The organism is Paenibacillus antibioticophila (assembly GCF_000455265.1).
In the GTDB taxonomy this organism is placed as follows: Bacteria; Bacillota; Bacilli; order Paenibacillales; family Paenibacillaceae; genus Fontibacillus; species Fontibacillus antibioticophila.
This window is the reverse complement of record NZ_HG005140.1, coordinates 302,249-318,123: the sequence shown is the minus strand read 5'-3', so window position 1 is coordinate 318,123 and position 15,875 is coordinate 302,249. Positions and strand designations below refer to the sequence as shown.

The following is a 15,875-nucleotide window of genomic DNA, read 5'->3' as shown; positions in this document are numbered from 1 at the left end:
GTGGTGTTGAATCTTGGCAACAATCAAAGATGTGGCGGAAATGGCCGGGGTATCGATTGCAACGGTATCCCGCATGGTAAATCAAAACGGATATGTCAGCAAGCAGGCCGAACAGCGGATTATGGAAGCGATGGATCGGCTCGGATACGAGCCGCTGATCTTCCGCCGGCTGGCGGATCGAAGCATGCCTACGATTGCGCTGATCCTGCCGGATATTACGAATCCCTTCTTCTCCGAACTGGCTAGGGCCGTTGAGGATATTTGCCAGCAGCGGGGGTATACCGTCTTCTTCTGCAATTCCGATAATCAGGATTTCAAAGAGAAGACCTATCTGGAGGCGCTGCGCAAACGGCGGATCGACGGGATCATCTATGCGTCCAACTATTTGACGCAGGAGGAGTTGAGCAAGCTCGGCCGGGAGAACATTCCCGTGGTTGTGCTGGACCGTTCGTCCGACACGCAGAAATGCACGCTGATCCGCTGCAACAACTACGAGGGGGCCCAGTTTGCCGTCAAGCATCTGCTGGATATCGGCTGCCGGAAAATCGCCCACATCTACGGTCCGCAAGAGATCGTCACCGCCCAGGAAAGGCTTAACGGCTACGAGGATTACGTCAAATCTTTTTCATGGTATACCCCGTCACTGATGGCTCCGGGCCACTTCCAGCTCGAAGGCGGGATGCAGGCGGTGGAGACACTGCTGCTGCGCCATCCCGACATTGACGGCATATTCGCCGGCAATGATTTTATGGCGATCGGCGCGCTTAAGGCGCTGCACCGGAGAGGCGTCAAGGTTCCGGACGATATCGCCGTTTGCGGCTTTGACGGCATCAAGCTGGCTGAGATTATCGAACCCGAGCTGACGACCGTCGCCCAGCCTATTTATGAAATGGGAGAAAAAGCAGCCCGCATCCTGATTAAACAAATCGAAGCCCGGGACACCAAATTCGATTCGGAAATGATAGAGATCAACGTGTCGTTAATCATCAGGGATTCAACACGAAGGGAAAGTGAGAAGAAATGATAGGCACTCAAGGTCCTAATATTGTCGTCATTGGCAGTATTAATATGGATATTGTCATAGAGACCCCGTTTCTCCCGGAAAAAGGCGAGACAATTATGGGCAGCGAGATGAGGCTGCTGCCGGGAGGAAAAGGGGCGAATCAAGCGGTGGCCGCCGCCCGCCTCGGAATGGATACTTCCTTTATTGGTGCGGTCGGCAAAGATCGCTTCGGCGAGCAGATGCTTCAGGAGTTAAACCAGCATTCCATCGTACAGTCGTTGACCGTGATGCCGGAGGAGAAGACCGGAGTGGCATCGATCTGGATTCACGACCAGGACAACCGCATCGTCGTTGTGCCCGGCGCCAACGGGAAAATTACCTGGCCTGACATCGAGGCCCGCAAGTCTTATATCGACCGCGCGGATGTTGTGCTGCTGCAGCTTGAGATCCCGCCGGATACCGTGGTAGAGTGCATCAAATATGCGTACGGGAAAGGGAAGAAGGTTATTCTCAATCCGGCTCCCGCCCATCCGCTGCCAGAGGAAATCTACCCGCTTTTGTATACGCTGACGCCAAACCGCCAAGAGCTATCGATATTGGCGGGCGCGCCGGAGATTTTGACCGCAAACGATTTTACGGTCTTGCATATGGCGATGCAGAAGATGATCGACAAGGGATTGCCTTCGATTATGGTTACGCTGGGTGCGGACGGCGTAGTATATATGAACGCATCCGGGCATACGTTCCATATCCCCGGCATGAAGATGGATGTGACGGACACGACGGGGGCCGGAGACTGTTTTAACGCCGCCCTAGCGGTATCCGTCGCCAGAGGCTGGAGCATGAAGCAAGCCGCCGAGTATGCCGTGGCCGCATCGGCGCTGGCGGTGACCAAATTCGGCGCGCAGAACGGAATGCCCGAAGCGGCGGAGGTTGAGCAGCTTATGGAGCGCGCGTATTGAATTATTCTATCCAATTATGAAAATTTCATGAAAATCGCAGTAATAAATTGTTTCTTTACATGGGGGAGAAAAAATGCGAAAGATATGGTGGAAGGAAGCCGTCGCGTATCAAATCTATCCGCGTAGCTTCATGGACTCGAACGGAGACGGGATCGGCGATCTTCCCGGCATCATGGCCAAACTGGACTATTTGAAGGAACTGGGCATCGATGTGATTTGGATTTCTCCGGTCTATAAGTCTCCCAATGACGATAACGGCTACGATATCAGCGATTATCAGGACATCATGGACGAATTCGGCACGATGGAGGACTTTGACAAGCTGTTGTCCGGCATTCACGAACGCGGGATGAAGGTGATCATGGATCTGGTGATCAATCATACGTCCGACGAGCATCCGTGGTTTATTGAATCCCGCTCTTCCCGCCACAATCCGAAGCGCGATTATTATATTTGGCGGGATGGCAAGGACGGGGCAGAGCCGAATAACTGGGAGTCGATGTTTAACGGCTCCGCCTGGGAATACGACGAAATGACCGAACAGTATTACTTACATTTGTATTCACGCAGGCAGCCGGACTTGAACATGGAGAATCCGGAAGTCCGCCAGGAGCTGGTCGACATGATCCGCTGGTGGCTGGATAAGGGCATCGACGGGTTCCGGGTCGATGCGATCACGCATATCAAAAAGCTGTCGGGATTGCCGGACATGCCGAATCCGCACGGGCTCCGGTATGTGGATTCGATGGCCGGACACCGCAATATCGAGGGGATTCACGATTTTCTGCAACAGTTCAAACGGGAAGCCTTCGCCGATTACGATATCATGACGGTGGGCGAAGCAAGCGGCGCACCGATCTCAGAGGCCGACCGCTGGATCGGCGAGCAGAACGGGGCTTTCAACATGATCTTCCAGTTCGAGCACGTAAATCTGGATTTCGGGCAAGAGGGACGCTGGGACTTCGGGTCTTGGGATTTGGCCCGGTTGAAGCAAATTATGAAGAAATGGCAAACGGGGCTCGAAGGCATTGGCTGGAACGCCCTGTACCTGGAGAATCATGACCAGCCCCGATCCGTTTCCCGCTTTGGCGATCCCGTAAATTATCCCAAAGAATCGGCCAAAATGCTGGCGACCTTCTTCATGTTGATGCAGGGCACGCCGTTCATTTACCAGGGGCAGGAAATCGGCATGACCAACGTGGTGTTCAGGGAGCTGGAAGATTACCGGGACGTGGAAATCTTCAATTTCTACCGCGAGCGGCTGATGGACGGCAAAGACGTGGAAGATACGATGCGCAAGATCGCTTACCGGGCCCGCGACAATGCCCGAACGCCAATGCAGTGGGACGATTCGCTGTTCGGCGGGTTTACGACCGGCTCGCCTTGGATCAATGCCAATCCGAATTACCACGATATCAACGTGAAGCAGCAGCTTGAGGAGGCGGATTCCGTCTTGAACTACTACAAAGCACTGATCCGTTTCCGCAAGCAGCATGAGGCCCTGATTTACGGCAAGTACGATAGCTGGCTGGAGGACCATCCGGAGATTTTCGCCTATTCGCGCACGTTCGAAGGGCAAGCGTTCCTAATTGTCTTGAACTTCTACGGCAATACGCCGGAATTTGCCATTCCAAAGGAGCTTGGCGGGCGCAAGCGGCGCGTGGCGTTTTCCAATTATGGCGACCGTTCGGAACGAGAGCAAGACCGCTTCACCATGCGCCCTTATGAGGCCGTCGTATTTGGCCTGGACGACTAAGGAGGAGAACGACAATGGAGAAAATGATGCAAGCCGCCGTACTGGATGCGCCATTTAAGCTTGAGGTCCGGCAGGTTCCCGTTCCGAAACTGGGGGCGGACGAAGCCTTGATCAAGGTGCACTGCATCGGGATTTGCGGCTCTGACGTGCATTATTATGAGCACGGCCGGATTGGTCGATACGAAGTGAAGCAGCCGATTATTCTCGGACATGAGCTGGCCGGCGTGGTGGTGAAAACAGGGGAACGAGTCAAAAACGTGCGTATAGGCGACCGGGTTGCCGTCGAGCCTGGCGTCACCTGCGGTACGTGCGAGTACTGCAAGAGCGGGCGCTACAACCTGTGTCCGGACGTTGTGTTTATGGCCACTCCGCCGGTAGATGGGGCCTGGGCCGAGTATGTGACCGTCCGCAGCGACTTCTTGTTCCCGCTGCCTACGGAGATGTCCTTCGAGGAAGGCGCCCTGCTTGAGCCGCTTTCCGTGGGGCTTCACGCCGTGAGCCGGGGCCGAATCCGCTCGCACGACCGGGTATTGGTACTTGGTCTCGGCCCGATCGGCTTACTGACGCTGGAAGCGGCGAAGATGCTCGGAGCCGCGCAGGTGTACGGCACCGATGTGATGGACTTCCGCCGCAAGCTTGCCATGGAAATGGGCGCACAAGGCGTATTCGACCCGTCCGTCCCGCATTCCCTGGACGTAGGGGTGGCTGCGGTAACCGGGGGCGAAGGCTTCGATCTAATCATCGAAACCTCGGGAAATCCTGGAGCTATCGCCGACACGATCCGTCTCGCCAAGCGCGGTGGCCGGGTTGTGCTGGTCGGCCTTCCAGCCACAGACGCCGTATCGGTCAATATCAGCGAGCTGATCGACGCAGAGTTGGACGTATACGGTGTTTTCCGTTATGCCAATACCTATCCGTCCGCCATCCAAATCCTGAGCCGTGGCAAGCATGATATCCGCAAGATCATAACGCATAAGTTCGCTCTCAGCGATATCAAAAAGGCGGTGGAGCTGGCCAGAACGCAGAAGGAAACCAGTGTCAAGGTGATGATTTACCCCGGCGAGGGGCTTGAATAAAGAACAACCGCATGATTGGAAAGGGCACCACAGCCGAGAACCCGACGTTCTCGCTGTGGTGCCCTTTCCAATAGCTGTGCCTATTACTGGATAGATTCCACTTCAACAACGGGAATCCATATTTGCTTAGACTCAGTAAGATTTTGAAGCAATCCATTCAGCTTTCCGTTAACCTGCCACCTGTCGGATTAACCACTTGGAGCGTTCCATCTGGCTGTACGGTCAGACTGTCTCCCTCGATCGAATAGAGGAGCAATGCTGTTATCCTGTACTTCAAAAGATGCCAAGCAAGAATATGAGGATGAAGAAGTTCGTCTCACCATCCGGGGGAAGGCAGGAAAGAACCGGGGACAATGGGCGGGCAAATGGACCGCACGCCTTTTCAAGCAAGGGGAGGCCTGGGATAAGCTTCGAGACAATCGGGATCGGATCCGATACCTCTATCGAAGACATCGGCAGTTGGATGAAGCGAGAGGACTATCGCAGCAACTCTCGCTCACACCGAGAGAGCAGGAGCAGGAGCTTCGGCGGCAGGTATCATTGACTGATGGAAAAGGAAGACGAACTTCAGCGGCATACACGAACCGTGATGTAATGGATCCCCTTCTGGAGGCGTATTACCGGGTACGCTATGGTGATCAGCAGCCTAGAGATGAAGAAGTTCAATTGCTTAAAGATAAGATACAGCCGTAGCGACCGTATAGATGGCATGACGTGATTGCCAATAGAGCAGGAGGCCTGAATGAGAGGCCTCCTATTATGGTTTCATTATACAAATAAATATATAATAATATGCTATATCGACTGGAAGCGCTTAACTTAAGGTGGAACCTGGTATTAAACTCTAATTTCACATTATCTTCTGGGGGGCGATTGTATGATGAACGTATTGGTGGTTGACGACGAAAGCACAGAGAGAGAAGGAATCAAAAATTTGATTGAACAGCATAAATTTCCTTTCCGCATTCTGGAGGCAGAGAATGGTCAGGCAGCGGAGAAGATATTGAACCGCAACAGCATCGACATCCTGATTACGGATGTGAAGATGCCATTAATGAACGGCATTGAATTGTGCCAGGTGGCTAGAAAGGTACAGGAGAATTTAAAGATTGTGATTTGCAGCGGCTATGGGGAATTTGAATATGCAAGAAGTGCGATCAAGCTCGGGGTAGTTAACTATTTGTTAAAGCCTCTAATTCACGATGAATTTCTGGAAGTGCTGGAGGAGATTTCAGAAGTGAAGGCCTTTGTGGAACCGGACAGAACTACAGAGGAATCCAAGGTGATTCAGCAGGTAAAGGACTTTGTAAAGAATCATTTTCAACAGAATATCTCATTATCAGATGCGGCCAATGAGGTATATCTCTCTCCGGGGTATTTGAGCATTCTGTTTAAAAAAGAGGCCGGTGTGAATTTCTCCAAGTATTTGACGGATTATCGGTTGCGTAAGGCCAATTATTTGCTCAGCCAATCCAATATGAAGATTAACGATATTGCCGAATTCGTAGGCATTGATAACCCCTCGTACTTTTGCAAGCTGTTCAAGACGAAATTTGGTGTTAGCCCTGCTCAGTACAGAAAGGCTGATGCTTAATGATCAGGCTGATTAAAGGCGTACTCAATGACCTGAAATTTCGTGACAAGCTGCTGCTATCCCACCTTATCATCGCACTAATTCCAATCCTGCTATTGGGAATCTTGTCCTTCTCGCAATCCTACAATATTCAGATGAAAGAAATGAACAGCGAAGCTACGTCCAGTCTGGAACAGACGGTAAATATTCTCGATTATAAGATCAATCGCTACAATATGCTTAGTGAGTTTATCGTATTGAACCGCGAGTTCTCCCGGATTTTTCTGAAGAACTACGAGGACAACTACTTTAATATTTATTTGGATTTTCGCGATGTGCTGGACCCGTTAATCTCGCAGATCAAATTCATGGATAGTGATATTGAAGAGGTCGAATTTTACACCTCGGGCGATTTGTTGGGTATTCGGGGCGATATTCATCCGTTAAGTGATTTACAAAACAAGCCCTGGTTCGATCAGAATGACAGTACGCGCTGGATTGTATATGACAAGCAGGTGTATTTGCTGCAACAACTAATTGGCAATCGAAAGACAAGCAGCTATATGGTCATCTCCATTAGCTATGACAGCATCTTCTCCAGTCTGGAGGGAGTCTCTGATCATATCGCGGTCTCTATTCGGGATGATCAGCAGGAGTTGATCTTTCCGGAGACGAGCGATCAGCTCATGCGGTCTGAACGGACAACGGAGTTGCAGAAGAGTCTGAACAATAATGACTGGACTCTGAACTTTTCAGTATCCCATGCCAATGCTTACAAGAATGCGTTAACGTTTTTTCAGATCACCTTTTTTGTCATTTTATTAAGTCTATTGATCACATTCAGCCTGATCTACATCTTCTCCAGCAGCTTTACACGACGGATTGTTCATCTGAAAAACAAAGTAGACAAGGTGGAGCAGAACAATCTGGGGATCATCATCCAGAGCCATTCCAGAGATGAATTTGGGGAATTGACGAATGGAATCGGGAAGATGCTGCAACGCATTAATGATCTGATCAGTCGAGTATATCAAGCGGAAATTTCCAAGAAAGAAAGTGAATACAACCAGCTCATTGCCCAGATCAATCCGCATTTTCTATACAATACACTGTCGTTTATTAATTGGAGAGCGGTCAAGAAGCAGGATATCGAGACTGGCTATATGGTTAACGCTCTGGCCAAGTTCTATCGGACGGCCTTGAATAAAGGGAAGAAGCAGGTAACGATTCAGGATGAACTCGAGAATATTAAGGCTTATATTGATTTGCAGCTGATACTGCATGACGGCAGCTTTGAGGTGGACTATCAGATTGACAACGAGCTGCTCGAATATCGCATTATTCACTTCATCCTGCAGCCGATCGTGGAGAATGCGATCAAACATGGCTTTGCAGAGCCGGGAGAGGACGAGCATCAATTGGTGATCTCTGTTCATGCAGAGCATGATGCCCTCTTTTTGAAGGTAACGGATAATGGGATGGGCATGTCTGTGACACAGCAGCAAAGGCTGTTGCTTGCAGAGAGCAGCGGATATGGGATTCGCAATGTTAATGAACGCATCAAGCTATATTATGGCTCTGCCTATGGGCTGGAGCTGATTAGTGAAGCCATGGTAGGGACTTCGGTGATCATTCGTCTTCCTTATGATGCAGAGTACAGGTCTGTATGAGCGGGTTTGGAAAAGGGATATAAATCTTGCTATAAATCAAAAAAACGTTGCATAGGAACCTCTTTTGAAACCGATTACAATTAGGGCATCAACTGATAAAGGGGTTAGTGACATGAAGAAAAAGTGGAAACTGGCTTTGGTTCTTTCTATTTGCCTCAGTATGCTGGCAGTCAGCGGCTGCGGTGGAGGCAGTAATAGCGGCAATGCTTCTGGAGGGGGCACTTCCGGGGGGAACGCCTCGACAGATTCCGGGGTCAATTATGAGCCTTATGGAAAATATGATGAGACCGTTGAATTTACGATTGGCCGTCACACCAACCATGTGAACAATTTGCCTGAAGGCGACACGATTGAGAACAATCTGGCTACGCGCTATGTAGAGAGCAGAGTCAATGTCAGAGCGAAGGTAGCCTGGGAGACAGATGACATGAAGCAAAAGCTGTCCCTGTCTATGACAACTTCAGATTTGCCGGATGTTATGCTGGTTGACCGTGAATTGTTCAATCAGTTGGTTGATAACGATCTGATTGCTGATATGACCGAGGTATATGAGAAGACAGCCTCAAGTGGTGTAAAGGAATTCTACAGCTCCTATGGTGATTTGCTGCTTGATCAGGTGACGGTGGATGGCAAGATTATGGGTCTGCCAATGACCAACATCGGTAACCAGCATCAACTGCTGTGGGTGAGAAAGGACTGGGTGGATAAAGTAGGCGCAGAGCTTCCTAAGACTCTGGATGATGTGTGGAATCTGGCACGGACCTTTATCGAGAAGGATGTCTCAGGAACAGGGGAAACTGGCGGCTTCGTTATGGATCAGAACGCGATGAACTTCTCTCCGGTGTTCGCAGTGTACAATGCCTTCCCGACCCAATGGATCACAAATGCAGAAGGCAAGGTTGTGTATGGCTCTGTACAGCCTGAAATGAAGGAAGCACTTCAGGATTTGAGCGATCGTTACAAGGAAGGTCTGATCGACAAGCAGTTCGTTATTCGTTCCAATGAAGAAAAGGAAGCTTTAGTAATCGACGGTAAGGTGGGCATGCTGTTCAACCCTTGGTGGATCGGCTATACGAACTATAAAGACTCGATCAAGCAAACGCCCGAGGCTGAATGGGTAGCGGTATCGGCTCCTGTGGATGACAATGGCAAGTTCAAGACCATTCGTCAGGACCCGGTTGGGGGCGGAATTGTAGTTGTGAAGAAGAGCTATCCACATCCGGAAGCGATCATGAAGTCAATTAACCTGACAACCGATTTCTTATATTCCTTGACAGATGATGCAGTGAACTACAAAAAGGAGCATCCGGATGAGCTTTTGACAGACAACAGCCGCTGGAACAATGACCCGACACAAATTCCAATGCAGGTTGACTATAACGATGTTCTAAAAAGATACTACGAGGATATTATCAAGGCTGACGAAGCTGGCGATGAGTCCATCATCCAGGCTGACCGTATCGTATCCCTTCGCGCATATCAGGAATTCAAGGAAAAGGGCAATGACGTTGATGTGAATACGTACGGAGAATATATCTCGCGTATTGAAGGACAGCGTGAAGCCAATAACCCGAACCTTGAAGTCATTCTTGGCGGATTCTATGGCACAACGGAGACGATGAAGCTCAAGTGGGCCAACTTGGAGAAGATGGAGGAGGAAACCATCCTGAAGATTATTATGGGCGAAGCGCCAATCAGCGAGTTCGACAAGTTCGTTGAGACCTGGCACCGCACAGGCGGAGACGAGATTTTGGCGGAAATCAATGGTTAATGACTTTGAACGCAGGATGTGATAAGCATGGCTCAGACCGAAACTGAATTAACACACAAAACGCAAATACCACTGCGGAACAGCCGCATCCGGAAACGGATGAATGGGCTCGCCTATCATGCGATGCTGCTTCCAGGCATGATCATGTTGTTCATCTTCTCGATTGTTCCTATGTTCGGTGCTGTCATGGCATTTCAGCGGTTCATTCCTGCCAAGGGGATCAGTAGATCCCCATGGGTAGGGCTGGACAATTTTACGTATATGTTCCAGCTTCCGGACAGTACGCAAATTTTCGTCAACACGGTGGTTATTGCAGTCGGGAAAATTGTCCTGGGATTGATTGTCCCGATCATTTTCGCACTGCTGCTGCATGAGGTTCGGCTAAAGGTGTTCAAGAGTACCGTCCAGACGATCGTATATCTTCCGCACTTTATGTCCTGGGTCGTTCTGGGGACAATGCTGACGATGATCTTCTCTTATGATGGCATGGTGAACAATTTGCTGGAATGGCTGGGAATGGAACGAATCATGTTCCTGGCAAGTAACACCTGGTTCCGGCCATTGCTGATTTTCACGGATACCTGGAAGGAGTTTGGCTACGGCACAATCATTTATCTGGCGGCACTGACAGCCATTAATCCTGCCCTATATGGATCGGCGGCTCTGGATGGAGCGAACCGATGGAAGCAGATGCTTCACATCACCCTGCCGGGCATTTTCCCGACCATTGTGCTGCTGGGCACGCTTAGCTTGGGCAATGTGCTTAACGCAGGCTTTGACCAGGTATTCAACATGTATAACCCGCTGGTCTATGAGACAGGAGATATCATTGATACATTTGTCTATCGAATGGGTCTGATCAATATGCAATACTCATTTGCTACGGCTATCGGATTAATGAAATCGGTCATCAGCTTTGTGCTCATCATCATCTCCTATAAGCTGGCTTCCAAATACGCCGGGTACAGGATTTTCTAGGAGGACTATATGGTACAGTCGCAAACCTTGGCATCAAGACTTGTTAACGTCATCATCACGACCTTGTTAATTATTATCGCGTTCATGTCGCTGGCGCCGCTACTCAATACAATCAGCATCTCGATTAGCAGCAGTACGGCGGTCAATGCAGGACGAGTGAATTTTGTGCCAATCGATATTAATTTCTCTTCCTACGAGAAAATTTTGAATGATACCAAGTTCTGGGGTTCCTTCCTGATCTCAGTGGAACGTGTGGTTCTCGGCGGAGCCATAAATATGGTGCTGACCATTCTGATGGCTTATCCATTGTCGAGAAGTGTAGGTCAATTCAGATCAAGAAACGTTTACATGTGGGTCATTATATTCACGATGCTGTTTAGCGGGGGGATCGTTCCCTGGTATATGGTTATCAGTGAATTGAAGCTGATTAATACGATCTGGGCGCTGGTGCTCCCGGGAGCAGTTCCTGTATTTAATGTTATTTTGCTGATGAACTTCTTCAAGGGCATTCCGAAGGAACTGGAGGAAGCGGCCTTTATGGATGGAGCGGGTCCGCTTACCATATTGCTCCGAATCTTCCTGCCCGTATCCTTGCCCAGCCTGGCCACGATCACACTGTTCGTGATTGTCGGGCACTGGAACAATTTCTTCGATGGGATTGTGCTCATCAACGATCAGAACAAGATTCCGTTGCAGACCTATTTGCAGCAGCTCAGTCTGACCCGGGATCAGATGCAAAACCTGTCCGTGGAGCAATTGCAGCAATACAATAAAATTTCCAATACGACACTGAACTCGGCAAAAATTCTGGTGTCCATGATTCCGATCATGATGATCTATCCCTTCCTTCAGCGCTATTTGATCCACGGCATTGTGCTGGGTTCGGTGAAGGAATAGCGGAGAATGAAGACTGATAAAGGAGAATACTCATGACTGAACGATTAAGCCAACGCGATATTATACGACTGGTTGAGCAAAAAATGAGCCATAGACCGAAGATTGTAACGATGTTCAAGAACTGCTATGAAAATACGCTAGAGACGACGATTCACCGCCACGAGGATGGTACTGTCTTCATGCTTACCGGAGATATTCCGGCCATGTGGCTGAGGGATTCGGTTAATCAGCTCAGACCCTACCTGATCCCGGCTGGCCAGGATGCCGAACTGCAAGCAGTGATAGAGGGCGTGCTCCGCTATCAATGTCAATCGATTCTGCGGGACCCTTACGCCAATGCCTTCAACGAGTTCGATAATTATCACGGTCATCATCAGGATATCACGGAGCTGACAGGCTGGATTTGGGAGCGAAAATATGAGATTGATTCCCTCTGCTATCCGGTTCAGCTTGCCTATTTATATTGGAAAAACACCGGCGTTACCCACCATTTCTCCGAAGAATTCAAGCAGGCTGCGGAGTTAATTCTGCAAACCTGGCGTGTCGAGCAACGTCATGCCGAATTATCCCCTTATTCGTTCGAGCGACCGAACGGAGGAAAGACGAATACGCTTCCCGGGGAGGTCGGTTATACCGGCATGACCTGGTCTGGCTTCCGTCCCAGCGATGATGCTTGCGAGTATGGTTATCTGGTTCCTTCCAATATGTTTGCGGTGGTTGTCCTGGGTTACTTGCGCGAGATCAATGAGCTGTTCTATAAGGATGAAGCCATGTCGGCGCTAATTGACTCCTTGCAGGGAGAAATCCGTCAAGGGATTGAAGATTATGCTCTTATTGAGGATCAGGAATTCGGACAGGTGTACGCCTACGAGGTGGATGGATTGGGCGGCATCAGTATCATGGACGATGCCAATGTTCCCAGTCTGCTGTCCCTGCCTTACCTTGATTACTGCCTGAAGGACGATCCAATCTATCTGAATACTCGTCGTATGATCCTTAGCGAACGGAACCCTTATTACTATCAGGGCAGCTGTGCTCGGGGAATCGGGAGTCCGCATACACCGAAGGATTACATCTGGCATATTGCCTTGTCGACTCAAGGCATTACTTCAACGGATGCAGCCGAACAGGAGGCGTTACTGGACATCTTCGAACGCTCCGATGCGGGAACCAATCTTGTGCATGAGGGCTTCCATAAGGATGACCCGCACCAGTATACCCGGGAGTGGTTCTCCTGGTCGAATGCCATGTTTGTTGAATTTGTACTAAGTCTGTGTGGGCTGACTATTAAAATGAAATAAATAATACGAGTCCCGGGAGGTTGCGAATGAATCGGAAGAAGGGTAAATGGGTGTTCCCCCGAGTATCCAGTTGTCTGCTGGCATTAGCGCTTGTTGTTACTTCATTTTTCAGTGGAGGTGCAGCTCCGGTCAAGGCGTATCAAAGTACAGATGCCGATACGGCAATGAAGGCTTTCAATCAGAAGTTCTGGGACCCGCAAGCAAAGTATTTCTGGGAGAATACGAATCAAGGCGATGCGTATCAGAGCTTCTGGATTGAGGCGGAGCTATGGGAGCTGGTGATGGATGCGTATCTTAACACCTCTGACCCGGTGCTAAAGACGGAGCTTCGCGCCCAGATTGACGATGTCTTTAATGGCGCAGTGGCGAAGTATGGCTCCGACTGGCTTGATAACCCCTTTAATGATGACATTATGTGGTGGGCTATGGGCAGTGCAAGAGCCTATGAGATCACGAATGACAGCAAGTATCTGGACAAAGCGAAATACTATTTTGACTTTGTGTATGATACCCAGAGGGACGATGAATTCGGCGGGGGAATCTGGTGGTTGAACAGTGAGCATGTGACCAAGAATGCCTGTGTCAATTTCCCGGCCGCCCAGGCTGCCGTATTCTTGTATAACATTACTGGCAATTCACATTATCTGGATGCAGCAACAGACATCTATCGTTGGGGCAAGACAATTCTGTCCGATGGCAATGGCAAGATATTTGACCGGATCGAGCCGGTAGCGGGACCTATCCCTCACGCAACCCATTACAATCAGGGAACCTTTATTGGCGCTGCCGTAGGTTTATATGAAATAACGGGCGATGTGGTCTACCTGGACGATGCGATTAAAGCAGCCCAATTCGTCAAGGAGCATCAGGTGGACGATAACGGTATTCTTAATTATGAGGGACCGAACGTAGATTTAAAGGGCGGCAAGACCATTTTGCTTCGCAATTTTGCGTATCTGTTGACGGCTCTGGAGGGAAGTGGAATTTCGGCGGCGCATTTGCAGTTTGGCGAGGAACTGAGTGACTGGCTTGCCTTCAATACCGAGATGGCCTGGAGTCACCGGAATGCAGATGGCCTTGTCGATGGCAATTGGATTGGTCAGAAGGTATCCGGAACTTATGATTCATGGACGGCCTCCAATGTTGTGCAGGCTCTGACGGTATTTGCTCCTGCGCAAGCAAGCCTGAACTATGTCTCCAGGGATGCGTATGAGAAGATTGAAGTACGTACCTATAACATTGGAAAAGGCTTTGTACTAGAAGGAAGTCCGGAAGGCTCCCTGCAGCTTGGAGGAGTTCAGGATGGACATTATGCGGCTTATAAAAATGTGGATTTCGGCAATGATGAGGCTTCCGGCGTAATTGCCCGAGCTTCCAGCGGAACCGGCGGAGGCACGATAGAGGTTCGGCTGGATGGATTGACGGGACCTGTCGTCGGTACGATTCAGGTGGAAGGCACTGGCGGCTGGAGCAATTTTATGGATGCCGCAGCCTTATTGAAGGACGAATCGGGGGATCCGGTACAGGTTACGGGCGTTCATGATGTGTATTTCCTGTTCAAGAAGACGCAGGATGACTACCTATTTAATCTGAACTGGTTCAAATTCACGAAGAATGATCCAACACGAAGTAATGCCTATACGAAATTGCAGGCCGAGAACCTGGATGATGGGGTAGGCCTAAGCATAAATGGAAGCGGAACATATGTGGATCATGTGATGAACGGAGCCTACGCGCTGTATCGGGATATGGACTTCGGCAGCGGGGCTGCAGGCGTTACGTTATTCGCCGCCAGTGGTCACCAGGGGGGAACCGTTGAGATTCGTCTGGATAGTCTGACAGGTCCGGTCATTAGCAAGATTCCCGTTCCGGCGCTAGATGATTGGAACAGCTGGGTGAGTCTGATGGGGATTGTGGATGATCAGTCGGCTGTCGGAGTACATGATGTCTACTTTGTATTCAAGGGGAAGGATGGTAATGATTTCCCTTGCAACCTGGACTGGTTCAACTTCACAATGGTCAAGGGCAGAGAGTGGGAGGCTTCCGGTAAAATAGAAGCTGAAGACTACACGAATGCTGCTAGTCTGGGCAAGGAGACAGGCGGAGGTCAGACTTATCTTGCAGGATTATATGGGCCTAATAATCCTTACGCTATGTACAACTATGTGGATTTCGGAGCAACCAGTCCACAGAAGCTTTACATTCAAGCAGCCAGTGATGCCTCTGGCGGCGTAGTTGAAGTAAGAATTGACAGTATGCAGGGGCCTGTCATTGCAAATGTTCCGGTGACCGGAACGAGCGGCTGGCAGAATTTCCAGGTGTTCTCGACAGACCTTGAGACGCAGGTCACAGGTGAGCATGTCGTATTCTTCCTGTTCAAGGGCTCGGATTGGCTGTTCAATGTGGATAAATATACGTTCGGTGATCCAGCGGTATTCACAATGCCAGAACCGGAGCCAGAGCCAGTCACCGATACCGTGCCTCCAGGTGAGGTTGAGAATGTGAGGGCGGTACTCGATGGCAATCAGGTTCGCCTGTATTGGGATGGCCCGTATGATCTGGACGGTTCCAAGGTGCTGATTTCATTGTATTTGTGCAATCAGCAGGCAGGCGCAACACTGGAAGTCGAGCGCGGAGTACAGACGGTACTGCTGCCGGGTGTGTCTGGTCATGAAGGCTATACAATAACCATACAGTCAGTTGATCATTCAGGAAACAACTCGAGTGGCTACAGCTTTTTGCTAGAGGATAAACTTAACCTGTAAGCTATCTTTATAGGATCGATGCAGAGACATCCCATGCATCGGTCCTGTTTTGTTATGAAAAGCACGGAATTGCACGTTCTTGGCTGTGCGAGCCTTGTTCCATTGCATTGAAGTGCCGTATAC

General features: G+C 49.8%; 12 protein-coding genes. All 12 read left to right on the top strand.

What is annotated here, in order from left to right; all coding sequences use genetic code 11:
• Window positions 1–13 precede the first annotated feature (13 nt).
• The 12 genes from TX85_RS15295 to TX85_RS15240 all read left to right on the top strand — a co-directional run bounded on the left by TX85_RS15295 (window position 14) and on the right by TX85_RS15240 (window position 15,752).
• Window positions 14–1,024: a LacI family DNA-binding transcriptional regulator gene (locus tag TX85_RS15295; protein WP_044480386.1), complete on the top strand. Its 1,011-nt coding sequence runs from the start codon at window positions 14–16 to the stop codon at window positions 1,022–1,024.
• Window positions 1,021–1,965 (top strand): ribokinase, encoded by a 945-nt coding sequence (gene rbsK, locus TX85_RS15290; RefSeq protein ID WP_044480385.1) that lies wholly within the window; start codon window positions 1,021–1,023, stop codon window positions 1,963–1,965. The genes TX85_RS15295 and rbsK overlap by 4 nt, the downstream gene beginning before the upstream one ends.
• A gap of 73 nt (window positions 1,966–2,038) precedes the next feature.
• A complete protein-coding gene (locus TX85_RS15285) occupies window positions 2,039–3,721 on the top strand; it encodes a glycoside hydrolase family 13 protein (protein WP_044480383.1) in 1,683 nt (560 codons plus the stop codon).
• Window positions 3,722–3,735: 14 nt separating this feature from the next.
• Window positions 3,736–4,797, top strand: a complete 1,062-nt coding sequence (locus TX85_RS15280; RefSeq protein WP_044480382.1) for an NAD(P)-dependent alcohol dehydrogenase — start codon at window positions 3,736–3,738, stop codon at window positions 4,795–4,797.
• A gap of 255 nt (window positions 4,798–5,052) precedes the next feature.
• Window positions 5,053–5,490 (top strand): DUF4129 domain-containing protein, encoded by a 438-nt coding sequence (locus TX85_RS15275; RefSeq protein ID WP_044480381.1) that lies wholly within the window; start codon window positions 5,053–5,055, stop codon window positions 5,488–5,490.
• Between the two features lie 184 nt (window positions 5,491–5,674).
• Entirely contained in the window at window positions 5,675–6,391 is a 717-nt protein-coding gene (locus TX85_RS15270; RefSeq protein ID WP_044480379.1) for a response regulator transcription factor, read from the top strand.
• Window positions 6,391–8,040 carry a sensor histidine kinase gene (locus tag TX85_RS15265; RefSeq protein ID WP_044480378.1) on the top strand — a complete coding sequence of 550 codons (1,650 nt, stop codon included), beginning with the start codon at window positions 6,391–6,393 and terminating at the stop codon, window positions 8,038–8,040. The genes TX85_RS15270 and TX85_RS15265 overlap by 1 nt, the downstream gene beginning before the upstream one ends.
• A gap of 112 nt (window positions 8,041–8,152) precedes the next feature.
• Entirely contained in the window at window positions 8,153–9,811 is a 1,659-nt protein-coding gene (locus tag TX85_RS15260) for an extracellular solute-binding protein (RefSeq protein WP_044480377.1), read from the top strand.
• 99 nt (window positions 9,812–9,910) lie between these two features.
• Window positions 9,911–10,789, top strand: a complete 879-nt coding sequence (locus tag TX85_RS15255) for an ABC transporter permease (RefSeq protein ID WP_233500781.1) — start codon at window positions 9,911–9,913, stop codon at window positions 10,787–10,789.
• Window positions 10,790–10,798: 9 nt separating this feature from the next.
• A complete protein-coding gene (locus TX85_RS15250) occupies window positions 10,799–11,686 on the top strand; it encodes a carbohydrate ABC transporter permease (RefSeq protein ID WP_044480376.1) in 888 nt (295 codons plus the stop codon).
• A 32-nt stretch (window positions 11,687–11,718) separates the two neighbouring features.
• Window positions 11,719–12,987 (top strand): glycoside hydrolase family 125 protein, encoded by a 1,269-nt coding sequence (locus TX85_RS15245; protein ID WP_044480375.1) that lies wholly within the window; start codon window positions 11,719–11,721, stop codon window positions 12,985–12,987.
• A gap of 26 nt (window positions 12,988–13,013) precedes the next feature.
• On the top strand, window positions 13,014–15,752 hold the full coding sequence (locus tag TX85_RS15240; RefSeq protein ID WP_044480374.1) for a carbohydrate-binding protein: 2,739 nt from the start codon (window positions 13,014–13,016) through the stop codon (window positions 15,750–15,752).
• Window positions 15,753–15,875 lie beyond the last annotated feature (123 nt).